This is a genomic window from Pseudomonas flavescens, from assembly GCF_013408425.1.
GTDB classification, from domain to species: Bacteria; Pseudomonadota; Gammaproteobacteria; order Pseudomonadales; family Pseudomonadaceae; genus Aquipseudomonas; species Aquipseudomonas fulva_A.
This window is the reverse complement of sequence record NZ_JACBYV010000001.1, coordinates 4,060,639-4,077,718: the sequence shown is the minus strand read 5'-3', so window position 1 is coordinate 4,077,718 and position 17,080 is coordinate 4,060,639. Positions and strand designations below refer to the sequence as shown.

Here is a 17,080-nt window from a genome sequence, read left to right as displayed (position 1 = left end):
TACCTGTGGGAGCGGGCCATGCCCGCGATTTTTTCGCGGGCATGGCCTGCTCCCACAGAATGTAGACCGAGCTTCTACTCCCACCATTCAGCTGTAGGGTGGGCTTTAGCCCACCAAATCGAAGGTCCGCTATCGCCTTAACGACGACGAACCAGCAGCACCCCTGATTCCATGTGGTGGGTATAGGGGAACTGGTCGAACAGCGCGCAGCGCTCGATGCGGTGGGTGTCGTGCAACTGGGCGATGTTCTGCGCCAGGGTTTCCGGGTTGCAAGAGATGTACAGGATGCGCTCGAAGCGGCGGGTCAGCTCGCAGGTGTCGGTGTCCATGCCGGCACGGGGTGGGTCGACGAACACGCTGCCGAAGTCATAGCTCTTCAGGTCGATCTCGGCCAGGCGACGGAACGGGCGAACCTCGTTGAGCGCTTCGGTCAACTCCTCGGCGGAGAGTCGCACCAGGGTGACGTTGTCGATCGCGTTGTCGGCCAGGTTGGCCAGTGCCGCATTGACCGACGTCTTGCTGATCTCGGTGGCCAGCACCTTGCGCACGCGGGTAGCCAGCGGCAGGGTGAAGTTGCCGTTGCCGCAATACAGTTCCAGCAGATCGTCTTCGCGTTCGCCGAGTACGTCGTAGGCCCAGCCCAGCATCTTCTGGCACACCTCGCCATTGGGCTGGGTGAAGGCTCCCTCTGGCTGGCGGTAGCGGAAGGTACGGCCAGCCACGTCCAGTCGTTCTTCCACATAGGGGCGTCCAACCACGATGCGTTTGCCCCGCGAACGGCCGACGATGCTCACATCGAGCTCGTCGGCGAGCACTTTGGCGGCAGCCTCCCAGGCATCGTCCAGGGGGCGGTGGTAGCAGAGGGTGATCAGCGCATCGCCGGTCAGGGTGGTGAGGAACTCCACCTGGAACAGCTTGAAGCCCAGCGTCTGGCTGGCCTGCCAGGCGGCCTTGAGGCGCGGCATCAGCGCATTGATGCGCAGGCTGGCGATGGGGAAGTCTTCGAAGAAGATCGGACTGTGCTTGTCACCGGCTTCGAACATCGCGTAGTGACGATTCTCGCTGCCGGCTTCGCGCCACAGGCGGAACTCGGTACGCAGGCGGTAGTACTCGCGCGGCGATTCGAACACCTCGGGCTCCGGGGCGGTGAAGGGCGCCAGCAGCTCCACCAGGCGAGCCTTTTTCTCGGCGAGTTGGGCGTCGTAGGCGGCGGGGTCGAATGCGGGACGGCTCATCGGTCACTCGTGCGGCAGGAAAACGGGGCGCCATTGTAGCGATTCCGCTGCCGGCGTGCCGTCACCGTCGATCATCTGCGCTGCGTGACGCGGAGCGTCCGGGGAGGCATTCCCACGCAGAGCGTGGGAACGATCGATGCATTACCTGTGGGAGCTACATGACCGATCGGGTGGCAGTGAGCGGCGTAGGGTGGGCTTCAGCCCACCGATGAGCGAATGCCTGATCGAAGGCGAAATCTCAGAACAACGCCAGCTTGATCACGCAGAAGATAGCCAGCGCCACCAACATCCCGTTCAGCTCACGGAAACGCCCGGCCAGGGTCTTGGCGGCGACCCAGGTGATGAAGCCGAAGGCGATGCCGGTAGCGATCGAGTAGGTCAGCGGCATCGCCAGGGCAGTGACTACCACGGGGGCGGCCACGGTGATGTCGCTCCATTCGATCTCGGCCATGCCGGAAGCCATCAGCACGGCGACGAACAGCAGCGCTGGCGCGGTGGCGAAGGCTGGCACGCTGCCGGCCAGCGGGGCGAAGAACAGGGCGAACAGGAACAGGATGGCGACCACGATGGCGGTCAGCCCGGTGCGCCCGCCAGCGCTGACGCCAGCCGCCGATTCGATGTAGCTGGTGGTGGTCGAGGTACCCAGCAGCGAGCCGCCCAGGGCTGCAGTGCTGTCGGCGATCAGGGCGCGGCCCATCTTCGGCAGGTGACCGTCCTTGCGCATCAGCCCGGCTTTCTTGGCCACGGCGATCAGGGTGCCGGAGTTGTCGAACAGGTCGACGAACAGGAAGGCGAAGATCACGCTGATCAGGCCGACATCCAGCGCCCCGGCAATATCCAGCTGCATGAAGGTCGGTGCCAGGGAGGGCGGCATCGACACCAGGCCGCCGAACTCGCTGACCCCGAGCAGAATGCTCAGCCCGGTGACCACCAGGATGCTGATCAGCACCGCGCCGGTGATGCGCAGCGCCTCCATGCCGATGATCAGAAAGAAACCGAGAATCGCCAGCAGTGCCGCGGGCGAGCCCAGATCGCCGAGACCGACCATGGTCGCCGGGTTGGCGGCGACGATGCCGGCGTTCTGCAGGGCGATCAGTGCCAGGAACAGGCCGATGCCAGCGGCAATGGCGGAACGCAGCTCCAGCGGAATGCTGTTGATGATCCATTCGCGGATCTTGAAGATCGACAGCAGAAAGAACAGGCACGCCGACAGGAACACCGCACCCAGTGCGACCTGCCAGGTGTGGCCCATGCCCATCACCACGGTATAGGTGAAGAAGGCGTTGAGGCCCATGCCCGGTGCCAGCGCGATCGGGTAATTGGCGATCAGGCCCATCACCGCGGAACCGAAAGCGGCCGCCAGGCAGGTGGCGACGAACACCGCGCCCTTGTCCATGCCCGTTTCGCCGAGGATGCTCGGGTTGACGAACAGGATGTAGGCCATGGTCAGGAAGGTCGTGACCCCCGCGAGTATTTCGGTGCGCACGTTGGTGTTGTGCGCTTTGAGTTGGAACAGTCTTTCCAGCATGAGGGGCTCCGAGGGGCAGCGGACGCGTGTTGATAGGTGCAGAACCCAGGCGAAGCACTTCACATGCCAAGGATTGCCGGTTCTCGAAAGCGCGGCATCATAGCAGTTCGTTTGCAGGCTGGAATCATGCCCGAACGGACAGATTCGTCCGGGCATTGGTAGCGGCAAACGTGTGGTGATACCGGCCGTTGGTCTCGCTGCCTGTGGGAGCGCGCCACTCGCGCGAAAAGTCATGGGCATGGAGGGCCGGGCGTCCCCGCCCACTCCCACATTGTCACCGGCCGGCCGCTCTTGCCGTTCTACCGCCCTTACGGTTTTTCGTCACCCACCAGCGGATCATGGATACGGTCGCGGCTCGACAGCGCCGGGAACAGTTTGATCCACAACACGCTGATGGCGATGGCGCCTACGCCGCCCATCAGCACGGCCGGTACGGTGCCGAACCAGGCGGCGCTGACGCCGGCGCGGAAGTCGCCGAGCTGGTTGGAGGCGCCGATGAACAGGCTGTTCACCGCGCCAACCCGGCCGCGCATCTCGTCCGGCGTTTGCAGTTGCACGAAGGCACCGCGGATCACCATGCTGACCATATCCGCCGCGCCGAGCAGCACCAGGGTCGCCAGGCTGAACCACAGCGAGGTGGACAGCCCGAAACCGATGGTCGCCACGCCGAAAATCGCCACCGAACCGAGAATCACCGGGCCGACCCGCCGCTCGATGGGATGGCGCGCCAGGTAGATCGACATCAGCAGTGCACCTACGGCCGGCGCCGACCGCAGCAGGCCGAGGCCCCAGGGGCCGGTGAGCAGGATGTCCTTGGCGAACACCGGCAGCAGCGCGGTGGCGCCGCCGAGCAGCACGGCGAACATGTCCATGGAGATGGCGCCGAACACTTCCGGGCGGCTGCGGATGAAGCGGAAGCCGGCCAGCAGCGATTCCACCGAGATCTTCTGCTTCAGCGGCTTCTGCTGCGACGGCAGGCTGAGCATCAGGGCCATGGCGATCATGTACAGCACCAGCGCGGGGCCGTATACCCAGGCCGGTGCCACCGCGTAGAGCACGCCGCCGAGGGCGGGGGAGACGATGGTCGCGGTCTGCATCGCCGAGCTGGAGGCGGCCACGGCGGCAGGGAACAGGCCGGGCGGCACGATGTTCGGCAGCAGTGCCTGGGTGGTGGGCATCTCGAAGGCCCGTGCCGTGCCCATCATGAAGGCGATGAGGAAGATCATCTCGCGGGTCAGGCTGCTCGTGCTGCTGCCGATCAGCAGGGTGATGGCGACTGCAGCCTGGCCGCACTGGCACAGCGCCGCGACCTTGCGACGGTCGAAACGGTCGGCGACGTGGCCGGTCAGCAGGATGAAGAGGATCTTCGGCAGGAACTCCACCAAACCGACCAGGCCCAGATCGAGCACGTTGCCGGTGAGGCTGTACATTTGCCAGCCGATGGCCACGGTGAGCATCTGAAAGCCACTGGCGGTGAACACCCGCGCCAGCCAGAAGCGAATGAAGGGCGTGTGATGACGCAGCAGCAACTGACCATGAACGGACATTGGAATACTTAGGCGGCTAACGGTGGCCGCCCAGACTAGCACGTCCTCTGTAACATTTGGATGCAAGAAGCTTCAGGCCGCGACGAGGGGCAACTGCCGGGGTTCACCCCGCCCAGGACGGGATGTTTCGAGGCGCTAGCGAATCAGACCGCTGAGTAGCCACAAACCGAGGAACAGCCAGATCAGCCCGGCGATCACCGAGCCGCGCATGAACGAGCGTACGGCGCTGTAGAGCAGGATCAGGCCGATCAGCAGCACGCCGATGCTGAGCAGCGACGGGGTCACGCCCAGCGCCCCGGACATACCATCGATGAAGCTCGCCACCGCGCCACCCAGCAGGGCGATCACGCCACTCAGGGCATCGACGATGAAGCGGATGAACGAACCGAACGCCTCACCGAGGGATTCGAAAAAGCCTTCTACGCGCATGGACAGATTCCTGGAAAACAGAGGAGACGGTCAGAAATGGCCGGGAGCGATTGCCGACGTCGCTTGCGGCGGGGCAACCAGGGAGGGGCCACAAAACCGCCGTGCTGGCATATTGGGCTGCCTGCCGGTGGTGGAGTTCCCGGAGTTTGCAGATGGCGTATTGGCCCGATCGCCTGCGCCGCGCCCTGGTGCTGAAGATCAGCCCTCGAGCATCGTCTTGATCTTGCTCGCCAAGGCCTCGAACGAGAACGGCTTGGCGATCATCTCCATGCCGCTGCTCAGGTAGCCGTCGCGCACCTCGGCACCCTCGGCGTAGCCGGTGGCGAACAGCACCTTGAGGTTCGGCTGTCGATAGCGTGCGGCGTCGGCGAGCTGACGGCCGTTCATGCCGGGCAGGCCGACATCGGTGAGCAGCAGGTCGAGCGGCCAGTGCTGTTCCAGGAGGCTCAAAGCGCTCTGCGCGTCGCCAGCCTGAATCAGCTGGTAGCCGAGCTCTTCGAGTACCTCGACGATCAGCATGCGCACCACCTTGTCATCCTCCACCACCAGAATCCGCTCGCCGGTGCCCCGTGGCGCTGGCAGCGGTGCGGTGTGGGTCGGCTCGGTCGGCGCGACGTGCAAGCGTGGCAGGTAGAGGTTCAGGGTGGTGCCGCGGTCGACCTGGCTTTCCAGTTGCAGGTAGCCGCCGGTCTGCTTCACGAAGCCATAGACCATCGACAGACCCAGGCCGGTGCCCTGGCCGATCGGTTTGGTGGTGAAGAATGGCTCGAAGGCGTGGCGAATGATCTCCTGGGACATGCCGCAGCCGGTGTCGCTGACCGCCAGCAGCAGGTAGTCGCCAGCCGGCACCTGGTGGTTCTTCGCGTCCGCCTCGCTGAGCTGCGTATTGCGGGTCTCGACGCGCAGCGTGCCGCCGTCGGGCATGGCGTCACGGGCGTTGATGGCCAGGTTGATCAGCGCATTTTCCAGTTGATGACCATCGCTGCGGGTCGGCCACAGGTCTTCGGCCAGCTGGATTTCCAGTTTGATCTGCTCACCCAGGGTTCGGGTCAGCAGTTCCTTGATGGCCTGCACCAGGGCATTGACCTCCACCGGACGCATGTCCAGCGACTGACGGCGGGCGAAGGCCAGCAGGCGGTGGGTCAGTGAGGCGCCGCGGTTGGCCGAGGCGATGGCAGCCTCGACGAACCTCATCAGTACCGGGTTTTCAGCGGCCGGCAGTTTGCGCTGGATCAGCTCCAGGCTGCCGAGAATACCTGCCAGCAGGTTGTTGAAGTCGTGGGCGATACCGCCCGTGAGCTGACCGATGGCTTCCATCTTCTGCGCCTGGCGCAGCAGTTCCTCGGCCTGGGTGCGCTGCAGCACCGCTTCGCTGACACGCTCTTCGAGGTTCTGGGTCAACTGGCGCAGGGCCAATTCGGTCTGCTTGTGCTTTTCGATATCGATCAGCACGCCGGGGAAACGCAGGGGTGTGCCATCCGCCGCCAGTTCGCAGTGGCCGTTCGCTTCGGTCCAGCGGTAACTGCCGTCTGGCTGCAGCAGGCGGTATTCGGCACGGTAGTCGCCGCCCGTCTGCATGGTCCGCGCGATCAAGGCTTCAACCCTGGAGCGGTCGTCCGGGTGGATGGCCGGCGTAACGCGTTCCAGCTTCATGCCCTGGCGGGCTTCCTGCGGATCGATGGAGAAGACCCGGGCGAATCGCTCATCGCCGCTGACGCTGTCGTTGGGAACGTCCCATACCCAGGTGCCAAGCACTGCGCCGGCATTCAGCGCCAGTTCGATACGCTCGTTGGCCTCGCGCAACTCGGCTTCGGCCTGGGCTCGTTGCTGGGTGGCGACCATCTGTTGGGTGGTTTCCACCGCGATGCACATCATGCCGTGCGAGTTGCCCTGGGCATCGAGCAGCGGGTTGAAGTACAGGTTCATCCAGGCATCGTCCTGCAGGCCCGGGCGGCGCAGCGGCAGGTAGAGGTTTTCCTGGGATATCGATTTGCCCGCCAGGCCCGTGGCGATCACGTGGCGGTTCCAATCGGCGATCTCCGGCCAGGCCTCCTCGGCGGGCACACCGAAGATTTCCGGGTGGCGCAGGCCAGCGAAGGTCGCGTAGGCGTCGTTGTAGATCAGCACGCCACTCGGCCCGCACAGCAGCACGATGGGCGTTGGCGAGGAGAGGATCAGGCGCGTGCTGCTGACCAGCACGTCCGGCCACTGGTTGATCGGGCCGAGCGAAGTGGCGGCCCAATCGAAGCGTCGGATGATATCGACGGTGTCACCGGACTGGCCGGCAAACAGGCAGGATTCTGAGGGCATGATCTAGGTCGCGAGCAGTGGTCGGGACAGGCTAGCGCAACGGCGCCACCCGTGCATGGAGCGCCGTTGGGCCGTGACCGATGGCAAGGGCTTGCCACCAGTCGCAGGCTGCGTATTCAGCTGGACTTGCAGCTGGCGAAGGCATACTGGAGCTTTTCCGCCAGTTCTTCGCTGCGGTAAGGCTTCTGCACGATGAAGGCTTCATCGGCGTCAAGCCCGCCCAGTTCGGCATAGCCGGTAACGAACACCACCGGCAATGCCGGGTAACGCTGGCGAGCGATCTGCGCCAGTTCGGCGCCGTTCATGCCTGGCATGGCGAAGTCTGCCAGCAGCAGGTCGATTTCGCCGTCGAGCTTGCTCAGGGCCTGCGCACCGCTTTCCGCTTCGCGTACCTGATAGCCCAGGGCGTCCAGCGTCAGTGCGGTAACTTCGCGTACGCGTGGATCGTCATCGACGAGCAGAATCGTCCGTTGTGCACCATGTTCGGCAACCGGTAGCGGTTGGCTGGAGATGGCATCATCGGGCTGTATGACGTTGCGCAGGCCCGGCAGGTATACCTTGACCGTGGTGCCAACGCCCATTTCCGTGAGGATGCGGGCGCCCCCACCCGACTGTTTGGCAAAACCGAACACCTGGGCCAGGCCAAGACCCGAGCCCTTGCCGATCTCCTTGGTGGTGAAGAAGGGTTCGAAGGCTTTGGCCAGCACCGCCTCGCTCATGCCGCTACCGGAATCCTGGACCGACAGCACCACGTAGTCGCCGGGCTCCGGGTCTTCCGGGCGGCGTGGCGTCTCGGTGATGACCTCGTTGCTGGTGCCCAGGCGCAGCGTGCCGCCTATCACCATGGCATCACGGGCATTGATCGCCAGATTGAGGATGATCAGTTCGATCTGCGTCGGGTCGACCCGTGCGTGCCACAGTCCGGGTTCGGTCGTGGTTTCGATCAGTACGCTGCCGCCCAGGGTGCTCTTGAGCAGTTCCAGCATGCCGAGCACGGTTTCGCCCAGGTTGACCGCTTCCGGCACCAGGCGCTGGCGCCGCGAGAAGGCCAGCAACTGGCCGGTGAGCTTGGCGCCGCGCTCGCCGGCATCGGTGATGTTCTGCAGACGGTTGCGGGCCTTGTCCAGGTTGCCCTTTTCCAGGTCGCGGATCAGGAAGCTGGTACTGGTCAGCACCACCGTCAGCAGGTTGTTGAAGTCGTGGGCAACGCCGGCGGTGAGCTGGCCGACCGCCTCGAGGCGCTGCATCTGTTGCAGGGTCGCCTCGACGCGTTCGCGTTCGGCGATCTGTTCGCGCAACTGCTGGTTGGTCGCGGCCAGCTCTTCCACTACCGCCCGTTCATGGGTGATGTCGCGCACCGCAGCGTAGAGCAGGTCGTCGTCGCGCACCAGAATCCAGGACAGCCAGTGGTAGTCGCCATTGGCATGGCGCACGCGGTTGACGAAGCGTACCGATACGTTCTCCGAGGTCACTTGCTCGATCTGTTGCAGGGTGTCGGTGAGGTCTTCGGGATGCACCAACTCCCAGAGCGGCCCCTGGATCAGTTCCTGACGCGACCAGCCGAGGGTTTGTTCCCAGGCCGGGTTGAGCGCGCTGGGATGCATGTCGAAGCGCAGCACCGCGAGCAGGTCACGAGACAGCTCCCAGTTGCGGTCACGCTCGCGGGTACGCTTCTCGACGCGCTCACCGAGCATGTCGTTGAGGCGCAGCAGGGCTTCGTTGGCCTGCTTCTGTTCGGTGATGTCATGCAGCACACCGAGGAAGCGCGTGCAGGTGCCCTGGTCGAAAAAAGCCTGACCGCGGGCGGAAATCCAGCGTTCGCTACCATTGCTCAAGGGCAGGCGGAATTCGGCCTGGAACTCGTTGCCGGTGTCTTTGGACAGCGCTTCGGCAACCTGTTTGCGCAACTGCAGGCGATCATCGGGGTGGCAGCGCTCGTAGAAGACCGCCATGCCGACGTCATCGTCCGCATCCAGCTCATAGAGCGCCCTGCAGCGTTCGTCCCAGATCATGCTGTCGGTCGCTGGCACGTAATCCCACATGCCCATGCGTGCTGCACCAATGGCCATTCGGGCACGGGCTTCGACCGCTTGCAGGGTATCTTCAACGCGCCTGCGTTCATGGCGCTCGTTGACCTCGGCCATGGCCCGGTCGATGGCCTTGGGCAGGAATGGCAGATTCTGCTTGAGCACGTAATCGACGGCACCGAGGCGCATCATCTCCACGGCGTGTTCTTCACCGAACATACCGGACAGGAAAATGAAGGGCGTTTGTGGTGCCAGGCGGCGCGCCACTTCCAGTGCCTGAGCCCCTGACGATCCCGGCAGCAGGTAGTCGGAAAGAATCAGGTCGAAGCTGTCTTTCTGCAGTGCGAGTTCGGCCGCCTGATGGTCATAGACCAGAGTGCTGTCGACCAACAGTCCATTGCGTTCCAGCGCTAGCAGGGCCAGTTCCGCATCACGCGGACTGTCTTCGATGAACAGCAGTTTCAGGGGCTCGAGCGGCATGGAATGGGTCGTCAGTTACTGTCTGGAGTAGGCCCGCGCTTCAAGCGAAAGCGTATTGATCGTCAGTCGCCGTCGGATTCCGACTCGGTCTCTGAACTGCGTCGGTGCAGACGCAGCGAGCCAGGAGGCGGCTCGTTGAGCACCGCCCAGAATACACCGAGATCGGAAATCGCAGACACGAAGGCCTTGAATTCGACCGGCTTGACCACGTAAGCGTTCACGTTCAATTCGTAGGCACGCTGCAAGTCAGGGCCTTCACGCGAGGAGGTGAGCATGACGATGGGAATGCTGCGCAATTCAGACGATTCGCGAACCGTCTCCAGCACTTGCAAGCCGTCCACCTTGGGCAGCTTGAGGTCGAGCATCATGATCGCCGGGTTGCCGGGCAGGCGGTCGGCATGGGCGCCGCGACGAAACAGATAATCCAGCGCCTCGGCGCCGTCACGCATGACGATCACGTCATTGGCCAGTTGACTACGCTCCAGCGCGATCAGCGTCAGTTCCAGATCGTGGGGGTTGTCTTCGACCAACAAAATCGGTTTGAGCATTCAAGTCCTCTTCCCGTCAAGAAAGCGCGGGGTGGTGGCGTTTGGGTAACGCGAAGTAAAAGGTGGCGCCCTGGTCAATTGTGCCCTCTGCCCAGACTCTACCATCGTGGCGCTCGATTATACGTCGTACGCTGGCCAGGCCTATGCCTGTGCCTTCGAATTCTTCCATGCGGTGCAGGCGCTGGAAAACCCCGAACAGTTTGTCGGCGTACTCCATATTGAAGCCGACGCCATTGTCGCGTACGAACACCACGACCTCGTCATCGTCCTCTTGGGCGCCGATGACGATCACCGCCGGATTGCGATCGCGACTGTACTTGATGGCGTTGGCCAGCAGATTGCGCAGCGCCAGGTGCAGAAACACAGCGTCGGCGATCACCATCGGTAGTGGTCGCACGTGCCATTCCAGGTTGCGTCCTTGGTAGTCTGGCTTCATCTCCTCGCGAATCGAGTCGACCAGAGCCTGCAGGTTGACGTCGGAGAAGCGCAACGCCGAGCGGCCCATCTGCGAGAAGCTCAGCAGGTTGTCCACCAGGGTGCCGGCAAACCGAGCCGACTCGCTGATGTGATCGAGGAAGCGCACGCCGCGCTCCGACAGGTTGCTACCTTCGAAATCACCGAGCAGCTCCGCATAACCGGCGATATGCCGCAGTGGCGCGCGCAGGTCGTGGGAGACGCTGTAGGAAAAGGCCTCCAGTTCCTTGTTGGATTTCTTCAGGTCGCTGGCCAGTTGGGCCATTTCCTCGGCTTTGCGCAGTACGATGCCAAGCACCGCGTTGCGCAGCTCCAGCGCGCTTTCCGGTTCCTGTGCGTGCCAGGGGGTGGAAAAACCACCGATGTCTTCCTGCCAGCGCGCAAAGCTGTTGCGCGGGTTGAGCACGCCGCTGGAGCTGATCGACTTCTCTGGCTTGCCAGCCCAGGTGACGATGCGCGTCTGCTCCGGCTTGAACCAGATCAGGTAATGCGAGTGCAGCTCGGAGATGGCGACGGCCAACAGGCCGCCGACATGTTTGGCGAGCCCAGGCAGCTCCGGAATGTCGCGACTGACGTTGTCGGTCTGGAACAGGTCTTCGCCGGTTCGTGCACCTAACCAGTGCACCAGCGCGTTGACCTGGTCGCGTGGCGGCGTTTGCCCAAGCAGGTCGCAACGCGACGCGGAAATGATCGCTCCCCCACTGGCCTGGGCGAAGTTCAAGAAGGTATCGGGCAGTGACAGCAACCCGTCGCTGATACTGTCGCGGTCGGCCATGGCAGAGAGCATCTGCACGATCTGCTGGCGCAACTGCAGCAGATGCTGGGTGCGCGCCTGAGCGATCTTCGCTTCGACCTGCAGCGACAACATGCGCCCCAGCAGCTCACAGGCGGTGCGGGTCTGGAAACCCACCGAGCGGGCTTCGGCATGGTGGCAGGAGATCAACCCCCAGAGCTGCCCTTCGACCACGATGGAAATCGACATCGAAGCGATGGTCTGCATGTTGCGCATGTACTGCAGGTGCACCGGCGACACGCTGCGCAGCGCGGCGTAGCTCAGATCCAGTGGTTTGCCGGTCAGCGGGTTGAGCGCCGGGCGCAGTGGCGACGGCTGGTAGTTGGCATCCTCGATCACCCGAATGCGGTTGCCGACGTACAGGGCGCGCGCCTGGGGCGGAATGTCTGCGGCAGGAAAGCTCAGGCCGAGGTAGCTCGGATAACCCGGGTCGACACGTTCGGCGAGCACCAGGCCATTGCCCTCGGCATCGAAGCTGTAGGCCTTGACCCGGCCGAAACCGGTGATGCGTTTGACTTCGTCGACCGACAGGCGGCACAGCTCGTCGACATCGTCAGCGTCCTGCAAATGGCCGATGAAGGTGCGCACCACCGGATAGAGGTTGTTGTAGGCCGCGATCACGTTGCTGGTCGGCTCGAACTCGGCGATCAGCACGCCGTCGTAGCGGTGCACCATCATGGCGATCAACTGGCCGTTGCGACTGCCCTCACGGAACCGCACGTCGCCGACGTGGAATGGCGTGGTTTCATCGTGAGACAGCTGCTCCAGACGCTCGGCGAGCATGGCGCTGTCTTCGAGCAATGCGTCCAGATGCCGGCCCAGCAACTGATCGGGATCCACGCCCAGCCATTCGGCGACGTTCTCGCTCACTTGCAGTACCGTCAGCGCCTGCTCGTGGAACACCATCAGAAATCCCTGGGGCTGGATGCTGCCGGGAATATGGATGGGTTCCTTGGCGCAGTTGGCGATGGCGCTGCTCAATGAAGTGATGGTTTCGCTGGACGCCAAGATGTTCTCCTTCGGTTCCAGGCCGGTCTGCATGAGCGGTCTCGAGGGCGGATGCGTTGGGAGGCAGGGACGCCGCGGTCGCCAGGGGCAATGGCGCCATGAAGTTCTCTGCACGTATGTAGTTCCCTGCACAGTCAGTCTGCACGGTCTCGCAGGCCGGGTAAACCGTAATGCGGGGGAGCGCGGGTTGCGTCACTGCGCGCAGAATGCCGGGCGGCGAGGAACTTTGCATGCGCGCGTGCCTCTCAAAGCGGTCCCCGTCTTATCGACGGACTGCAACATTCTCCAGGCAGACTGCCTGCATCCGTGAACTCGAGAATCGCCATGATATCTGCTGCCAAGCGGGCCTTTTCCCGTCTGCCCGTCCTGCGCCCGTGGGCGTGGCTGCTGTTGTTGATCCTGCTCGTTGCCGGCTATCAGATGCGCGCTCTGCACCTGGACGACCGCCTCTATTACTGGCTGACCACCCCAGCGATCTCGCAATGGGCACCGAACAGCCTGCTTTCCCACAGGTACAAGGTCCAGATCGACGCCAAGGTGGTCGGTGGCGTCAGCGATAACCTCTCGGCCCTGAGCTACGACGACCAGCGCGATCAGTTGTGGGCGGTGCTCAACAACCCCGAAGAACTGTTGGCCATGAGCAAGGATGGCGAAGTGCTCGCGCGTTACCCGCTGAGCGGCTTCAGCGATGTCGAGGGTGTGACCTACCTGGGCGATGGCATGCTGCTGCTCGCCGAAGAACGCGAGCATGCGCTGGTGGTGGTGCCTGTACCGGAACGCGCCGGGGCGCTGTTTCGCGAGGACTATCGCGCCCTGACGCTGGGCATCCAGCGTGACGGCAATCAGGGCTTCGAAGGGGTGGGCTACGACCGGGCGCGGGATCGGCTGTTCGTGGTCAAGGAGCATTCGCCCATGAAGCTCTACGAAATCCGCGGTTTCAAAAGCAGCGTGAAGGGTAATTTCGGCCTGGAAATCATCGATCACGACGACTGGATCCGCGATTCGGTATTCGCGTCCGATCTGTCGTCCGTTCACTTCGACGAACATACCGGCAACCTGGCGCTGCTCAGCGACGAGTCGAAGCGGATCATGGAGCTGGATGGCGAAAGTGGTGAACTGATCGGTTTCCGTACCCTGGACAGCGACTTCGCCGGCCTCGGAAAGGCCGTGCCTCAGGGCGAAGGCATGACCTTCGACGATCAAGGCAACCTCTATATCGTCAGCGAACCCAACCTGTTCTACCGTTTAGGGCGCGGTTAGCCCGGCAAGGACATTTCAGCGCAGGCGCCGCGCCCCCGGGCGAAGGGAGCGGGTGGCGCCAACTGGATACTGCCTCGGCGGCCCTAGCGCGGTGGATACTGGCTCAGCACCCGGCCCACGGTTTCACGGATCACCGTCTCGCGCTGGGAGGGGTTGCCCTCGTCATTGCGCATGATGCGCTCGTCACTGCCGCGCCAGACCAGTTTGCCGTCCTTGCCATCGAACAGGTCGATCTGCACCGTCGCGACCTTGTAATCGACGGTACGGGTTTCATTGTAGGCGGGGCCGCCCCAGTAATTACCCCAGTAGCCGCCGAAGCCGCCACCGAAGCCGGTGCTGACCTGCTGCTGGCGTTGATCGACGATCAACCACACCTGTACATGCAGATCGCCCGAGGCCCCGGCCGCAGCAGGACGCAGGCCGCGCTGGTCGAGCTGCCCGCTCACTGCGCTGCGCAGACGCTGCTCGGTCAGGTCGCTGCGAACACGCGGATCATCGGGTTTGTACTGCACGGCCGGCTCCTGCCAGCTCCAGCTGCGGTAGCCGGCGAAGTCGCGGCTGGCATCGAAGTCACGGTTGATCTGCTGGCTCTGGCAGGCGCCCAGCAGCAACAGGACGGGGATCAACAGCAAAGGCAGGCGGCGCATAAGAGTTCTCCTGAATCGGTCAGAAAGCGGGGGTCATGCTGGGGGGTATTCGCCAAGAGCGTCGCTGACCGCCTTGCGCAGGGCCTCGGCGCGTTCGGATTGGCTGCCGCTGCTGCGCATTTCCGCCTGCCCGCTCCACACCTGTTCCCCGCTGCGGCCGTCGAAGAAGTCGATACGCACCACCACGATTTCTTCTTCATAGGTTCTGGTCAGCGGTACGCGGGCGCCCACACCGACACCGTTGCCGTAATAGCCGCGGTTGCCGTAACTGCCATAACCGCCTCCATAGTAGGGGTCGTAGCTATCGGCGACCTGGCGTACGCGGCGCTCGAGGCGAGTGTCCGTGCGCACCTTGAGGTCGGCCGCAGCGTTGCCCTGGGCGGGGCGCAGGCCGCGCTGATCGAGGGCATTGTTGAGCGCATCCTGGACCAGGTCCGCGCTGGCCCAGGCGCTGCCGGCCGGACGCTGCTGCCAGGCCCAGCTACGGTAGGCCGCATAGTCACGGGGCGCGGCGGGGTAGGCACTGCGGTCGAAGTGTTGGGCTGCACCTGGCGGGGCCGGTGGCATCGGCACGGAGTCCGTGGTGTACGGGTTCTGGCTCTGGCAGGCCGCCAGGGCAGTGGTGAGCAGCAATAACGCGATGCGTTTCATGGCGGTTCTCCTGGCAGAGCAGGCGTTCAGCGTGGCCGACAGATCCAGTGCAGGTAGCGTCCGAGTCCGGCGAAGGCCGGGTGACGACGGTGTGCCAGTTCCATTTCCAGCAGGTCGGCGAGTGCCGCCCTGGCCTGGAATTCCCGTGGCATGTAATCGTGGAAGACTCTCACCCCGCTCTCCACTTCGACCCGCCAGTGAGCGGCAAGTTGCGACTTCAGTTCGCGTGGATCGAGGGGCCGCTGTGGCGTCAGGCTCTGCTTTTCGCCGGCGAACTCTTCCTTGCGCAACTTGCGCAGATGGCCCTTGAGCAGGTTGCGGTAGATCAGCGCATCCTTGTTGTAAAAGGCCAGCGAAAGCCAGCCATCCGGCGCGGTCAGGCCATGCAGGGTCGGGAGAATGGCGGCCGGCTCGGCCAGCCATTCGAGCACCGCATGGCAGATGACCAGGTCGAAGGGCGCCGCGAAGCGCCCCGGCAGTTCCTGCCACGGCGCGTGAAGGAAGGTTGCCTCGACACCCGCCTCGGCGAAGCGCTCGCGGGCGCCAGCCAGCATGGGCTCGGCTGGCTCGGCCAGGGTTACCTGATGGCCGCGCTCGGCCAGCCACAGGGCCATGTGGCCAAGCCCGGCTCCGACGTCGAGCACCCGCAGTGGGCGCTCGGGCAGCGTCTCGCTGAGGTCGGCCTGCAGCACGGCGAGGCGGATAGCGCCCTTGGCGCCGCCATAGATCTTTTCGGCGAAGCGGGTCGCCAGCTCGTCGAAGTGACGGTCACTCATCAGCTGAACCGCCGTTCGCTGTCGGCCAGCTTGGCGCGGACCACCTGTTCCATGTCCAGGCCCAGCTCGCTGCACAGCAGGAGCAGATAAAGCACCACGTCACCGACTTCCTGCCCGGCATGCTCGAGCTTGTCGGCCGGCAGGCTGCGCGACTGATCCTCGCTGAGCCACTGGAATATCTCCACCAGCTCGGCCATTTCCACGCTGGCCGCCATGGCCAGGTTCTTCGGTGCGTGGAACTGGCGCCAGTCGTTGCGATCACGGATGGCGTGCAGGCGAGCGGTGAGTTCGGCGATATTCATGCGGTGCCCCCAGGCGATAGCCGCACATTCTTTCACGACGCTTATATGACCTGCCAGTACCCGGCCAAATGCGGCACATCCTCTTTGCCGAGCAGATCGAACTGGCCTTCGGCCGCGGGCAGGCTGGCGCGCATGCGGATGCTGCTCGGTAGCAGCACCGGTTTCTGGAAGCGCACTTCGACGCTGTACCCCGAGGCCGGCAGGTGCGCCTGCAGCGCCGCCAGGGCCCGCGCCTTGTTCCAGAGACCGTGGGCGATGGCGCGTGGGAAGCCAAAGGGTTTGGCGGTCAGTGCCGACAGGTGGATGGGGTTGTAGTCGCCGGAGATTCGCGCATAGCGGCGGCCGATGTTGGCAGGCGCCTGCCATTGAGTCAGCTCGTCCATCGGCAGGCTGGCAGGGTCGCTGCGCCCGACCGTCTGGCCGTCCAGTTTCATGCCTCGGCAGAGCAGGCGGCTGTCACCTTCCCAGAGCAGCCCGAGCTGGTCCTCGAGGCGGGTGATGACACTGAATACCGCGCCCTTGTCATGGGGCGCCAGGTTGCTGGTCTCCACGCTCAGGGTAAAAGGGCCCAGCCCGGCGAGCTGGCGAATCACCCTGATACGATTTTCCAGGTGCACCAGGCCGAGCAGGGGAAAGGGAAAGTCGGCTTCGGTGAGCAGCTTCATCTGCAGCGCGAAAGCCAGCACGTGGGGGTAGGTGGCAGGCAGCCGGGCATCGTCGGCAAATCCGCACAACTGGCGATAGCGGGCCAGGTGGCTGGGGTCGACACTGACCTGGCAGCGCAGCCCTCGATGCGGCAGCACCTTGCCGGTGATACCACGACGCATCGCCGCGCGCAGGAGCAGGCCAGGCAGAGCCGGCGGGGTGTGCAGATCGAGCCATTCGGTTGCCATCGTGCGCTCCGGTGCAAAGTGGAATTCAGCGTACTTTCGCCGAGATTTAGGACAGTAGCCAGCCTGTATTGGTGCCCGCCGCGCTTGGGCCGGGCGCAAATCTTCAAAGCCGCCTACGCTTGTCGTCATTCAGCCAGGCAAGGAAGACGCCAGCATGCATGAAATTACCCGG

Annotated in this window: 14 protein-coding genes; 1 reads left to right on the top strand and 13 read right to left on the bottom strand. The window is 64.0% G+C overall.

The window, feature by feature from the left end; genetic code table 11:
* Window positions 1-137: 137 nt before the first annotated feature.
* The 8 genes from trmA to FHR27_RS18290 all read right to left on the bottom strand — a co-directional run bounded on the left by trmA (window position 138) and on the right by FHR27_RS18290 (window position 12,412).
* Window positions 138-1,235 (bottom strand): tRNA (uridine(54)-C5)-methyltransferase TrmA, encoded by a 1,098-nt coding sequence (gene trmA / locus FHR27_RS18325; protein WP_179539234.1) that lies wholly within the window; start codon window positions 1,233-1,235, stop codon window positions 138-140.
* Between the two features lie 238 nt (window positions 1,236-1,473).
* On the bottom strand, window positions 1,474-2,763 hold the full coding sequence (locus FHR27_RS18320) for an NCS2 family permease (RefSeq protein WP_042556784.1): 1,290 nt from the start codon (window positions 2,761-2,763) through the stop codon (window positions 1,474-1,476).
* Between the two features lie 308 nt (window positions 2,764-3,071).
* Window positions 3,072-4,310 (bottom strand): MFS transporter, encoded by a 1,239-nt coding sequence (locus FHR27_RS18315; RefSeq protein WP_179539233.1) that lies wholly within the window; start codon window positions 4,308-4,310, stop codon window positions 3,072-3,074.
* 135 nt (window positions 4,311-4,445) lie between these two features.
* A complete protein-coding gene (locus FHR27_RS18310) occupies window positions 4,446-4,739 on the bottom strand; it encodes a hypothetical protein (RefSeq protein ID WP_042556786.1) in 294 nt (97 codons plus the stop codon).
* A gap of 198 nt (window positions 4,740-4,937) precedes the next feature.
* The gene (locus tag FHR27_RS18305) at window positions 4,938-7,049 is read right to left on the bottom strand and encodes a hybrid sensor histidine kinase/response regulator (RefSeq protein WP_179539232.1); all 2,112 of its coding nucleotides are present in this window, start codon (window positions 7,047-7,049) and stop codon (window positions 4,938-4,940) included.
* 116 nt (window positions 7,050-7,165) lie between these two features.
* A complete protein-coding gene (locus FHR27_RS18300) occupies window positions 7,166-9,556 on the bottom strand; it encodes a hybrid sensor histidine kinase/response regulator (RefSeq protein WP_042556788.1) in 2,391 nt (796 codons plus the stop codon).
* Between the two features lie 62 nt (window positions 9,557-9,618).
* Window positions 9,619-10,104 (bottom strand): response regulator, encoded by a 486-nt coding sequence (locus tag FHR27_RS18295; RefSeq protein ID WP_042556789.1) that lies wholly within the window; start codon window positions 10,102-10,104, stop codon window positions 9,619-9,621.
* Window positions 10,105-10,120: 16 nt separating this feature from the next.
* Window positions 10,121-12,412 carry an ATP-binding protein gene (locus tag FHR27_RS18290; RefSeq protein WP_082045935.1) on the bottom strand — a complete coding sequence of 764 codons (2,292 nt, stop codon included), beginning with the start codon at window positions 12,410-12,412 and terminating at the stop codon, window positions 10,121-10,123.
* A 291-nt stretch (window positions 12,413-12,703) separates the two neighbouring features.
* Here FHR27_RS18290 and FHR27_RS18285 point away from each other — a divergent pair, with 291 nt between their 5' ends.
* Window positions 12,704-13,639 carry an SdiA-regulated domain-containing protein gene (locus FHR27_RS18285; RefSeq protein ID WP_179539231.1) on the top strand — a complete coding sequence of 312 codons (936 nt, stop codon included), beginning with the start codon at window positions 12,704-12,706 and terminating at the stop codon, window positions 13,637-13,639.
* Window positions 13,640-13,722: 83 nt separating this feature from the next.
* Here FHR27_RS18285 and FHR27_RS18280 read toward each other — a convergent pair whose 3' ends face one another.
* From FHR27_RS18280 to FHR27_RS18260, 5 genes are read right to left on the bottom strand one after another with little or no spacing between them, the layout of a single operon-like run.
* Window positions 13,723-14,286 (bottom strand): DUF4136 domain-containing protein, encoded by a 564-nt coding sequence (locus tag FHR27_RS18280; RefSeq protein WP_179539230.1) that lies wholly within the window; start codon window positions 14,284-14,286, stop codon window positions 13,723-13,725.
* 33 nt (window positions 14,287-14,319) lie between these two features.
* Window positions 14,320-14,937 carry a DUF4136 domain-containing protein gene (locus FHR27_RS18275; protein WP_042556792.1) on the bottom strand — a complete coding sequence of 206 codons (618 nt, stop codon included), beginning with the start codon at window positions 14,935-14,937 and terminating at the stop codon, window positions 14,320-14,322.
* 26 nt (window positions 14,938-14,963) lie between these two features.
* Window positions 14,964-15,713, bottom strand: coding sequence for a methyltransferase domain-containing protein (locus FHR27_RS18270; RefSeq protein WP_042556793.1), 750 nt, complete (start codon window positions 15,711-15,713; stop codon window positions 14,964-14,966).
* Window positions 15,713-16,015 carry a MazG-like family protein gene (locus FHR27_RS18265; protein ID WP_042556794.1) on the bottom strand — a complete coding sequence of 101 codons (303 nt, stop codon included), beginning with the start codon at window positions 16,013-16,015 and terminating at the stop codon, window positions 15,713-15,715. Before FHR27_RS18265 ends, FHR27_RS18270 begins: the two co-directional genes overlap by 1 nt.
* Window positions 16,016-16,056: 41 nt before the next feature.
* The gene (locus FHR27_RS18260) at window positions 16,057-16,908 is read right to left on the bottom strand and encodes a MaoC family dehydratase (protein WP_042556795.1); all 852 of its coding nucleotides are present in this window, start codon (window positions 16,906-16,908) and stop codon (window positions 16,057-16,059) included.
* Between the last annotated feature and the right edge of the window lie 172 nt (window positions 16,909-17,080).

Bases quoted from the DNA above. Each gene is read 5' to 3' on its own strand.
- trmA (WP_179539234.1), bottom strand. From the start codon at position 1,235: ATGAGCCGTCCCGCATTCGACCCCGCCGCCTACGACGCCCAACTCGCC.
- FHR27_RS18320 (WP_042556784.1), bottom strand. From the start codon at position 2,763: ATGCTGGAAAGACTGTTCCAACTCAAAGCGCACAACACCAACGTGCGC.
- FHR27_RS18315 (WP_179539233.1), bottom strand. From the start codon at position 4,310: ATGTCCGTTCATGGTCAGTTGCTGCTGCGTCATCACACGCCCTTCATT.
- FHR27_RS18310 (WP_042556786.1), bottom strand. From the start codon at position 4,739: ATGCGCGTAGAAGGCTTTTTCGAATCCCTCGGTGAGGCGTTCGGTTCG.
- FHR27_RS18305 (WP_179539232.1), bottom strand. From the start codon at position 7,049: ATGCCCTCAGAATCCTGCCTGTTTGCCGGCCAGTCCGGTGACACCGTC.
- FHR27_RS18300 (WP_042556788.1), bottom strand. From the start codon at position 9,556: ATGCCGCTCGAGCCCCTGAAACTGCTGTTCATCGAAGACAGTCCGCGT.
- FHR27_RS18295 (WP_042556789.1), bottom strand. From the start codon at position 10,104: ATGCTCAAACCGATTTTGTTGGTCGAAGACAACCCCCACGATCTGGAA.
- FHR27_RS18290 (WP_082045935.1), bottom strand. From the start codon at position 12,412: ATGCAGACCGGCCTGGAACCGAAGGAGAACATCTTGGCGTCCAGCGAA.
- FHR27_RS18285 (WP_179539231.1), top strand. From the start codon at position 12,704: ATGATATCTGCTGCCAAGCGGGCCTTTTCCCGTCTGCCCGTCCTGCGC.
- FHR27_RS18280 (WP_179539230.1), bottom strand. From the start codon at position 14,286: ATGCGCCGCCTGCCTTTGCTGTTGATCCCCGTCCTGTTGCTGCTGGGC.
- FHR27_RS18275 (WP_042556792.1), bottom strand. From the start codon at position 14,937: ATGAAACGCATCGCGTTATTGCTGCTCACCACTGCCCTGGCGGCCTGC.
- FHR27_RS18270 (WP_042556793.1), bottom strand. From the start codon at position 15,713: ATGAGTGACCGTCACTTCGACGAGCTGGCGACCCGCTTCGCCGAAAAG.
- FHR27_RS18265 (WP_042556794.1), bottom strand. From the start codon at position 16,015: ATGAATATCGCCGAACTCACCGCTCGCCTGCACGCCATCCGTGATCGC.
- FHR27_RS18260 (WP_042556795.1), bottom strand. From the start codon at position 16,908: ATGGCAACCGAATGGCTCGATCTGCACACCCCGCCGGCTCTGCCTGGC.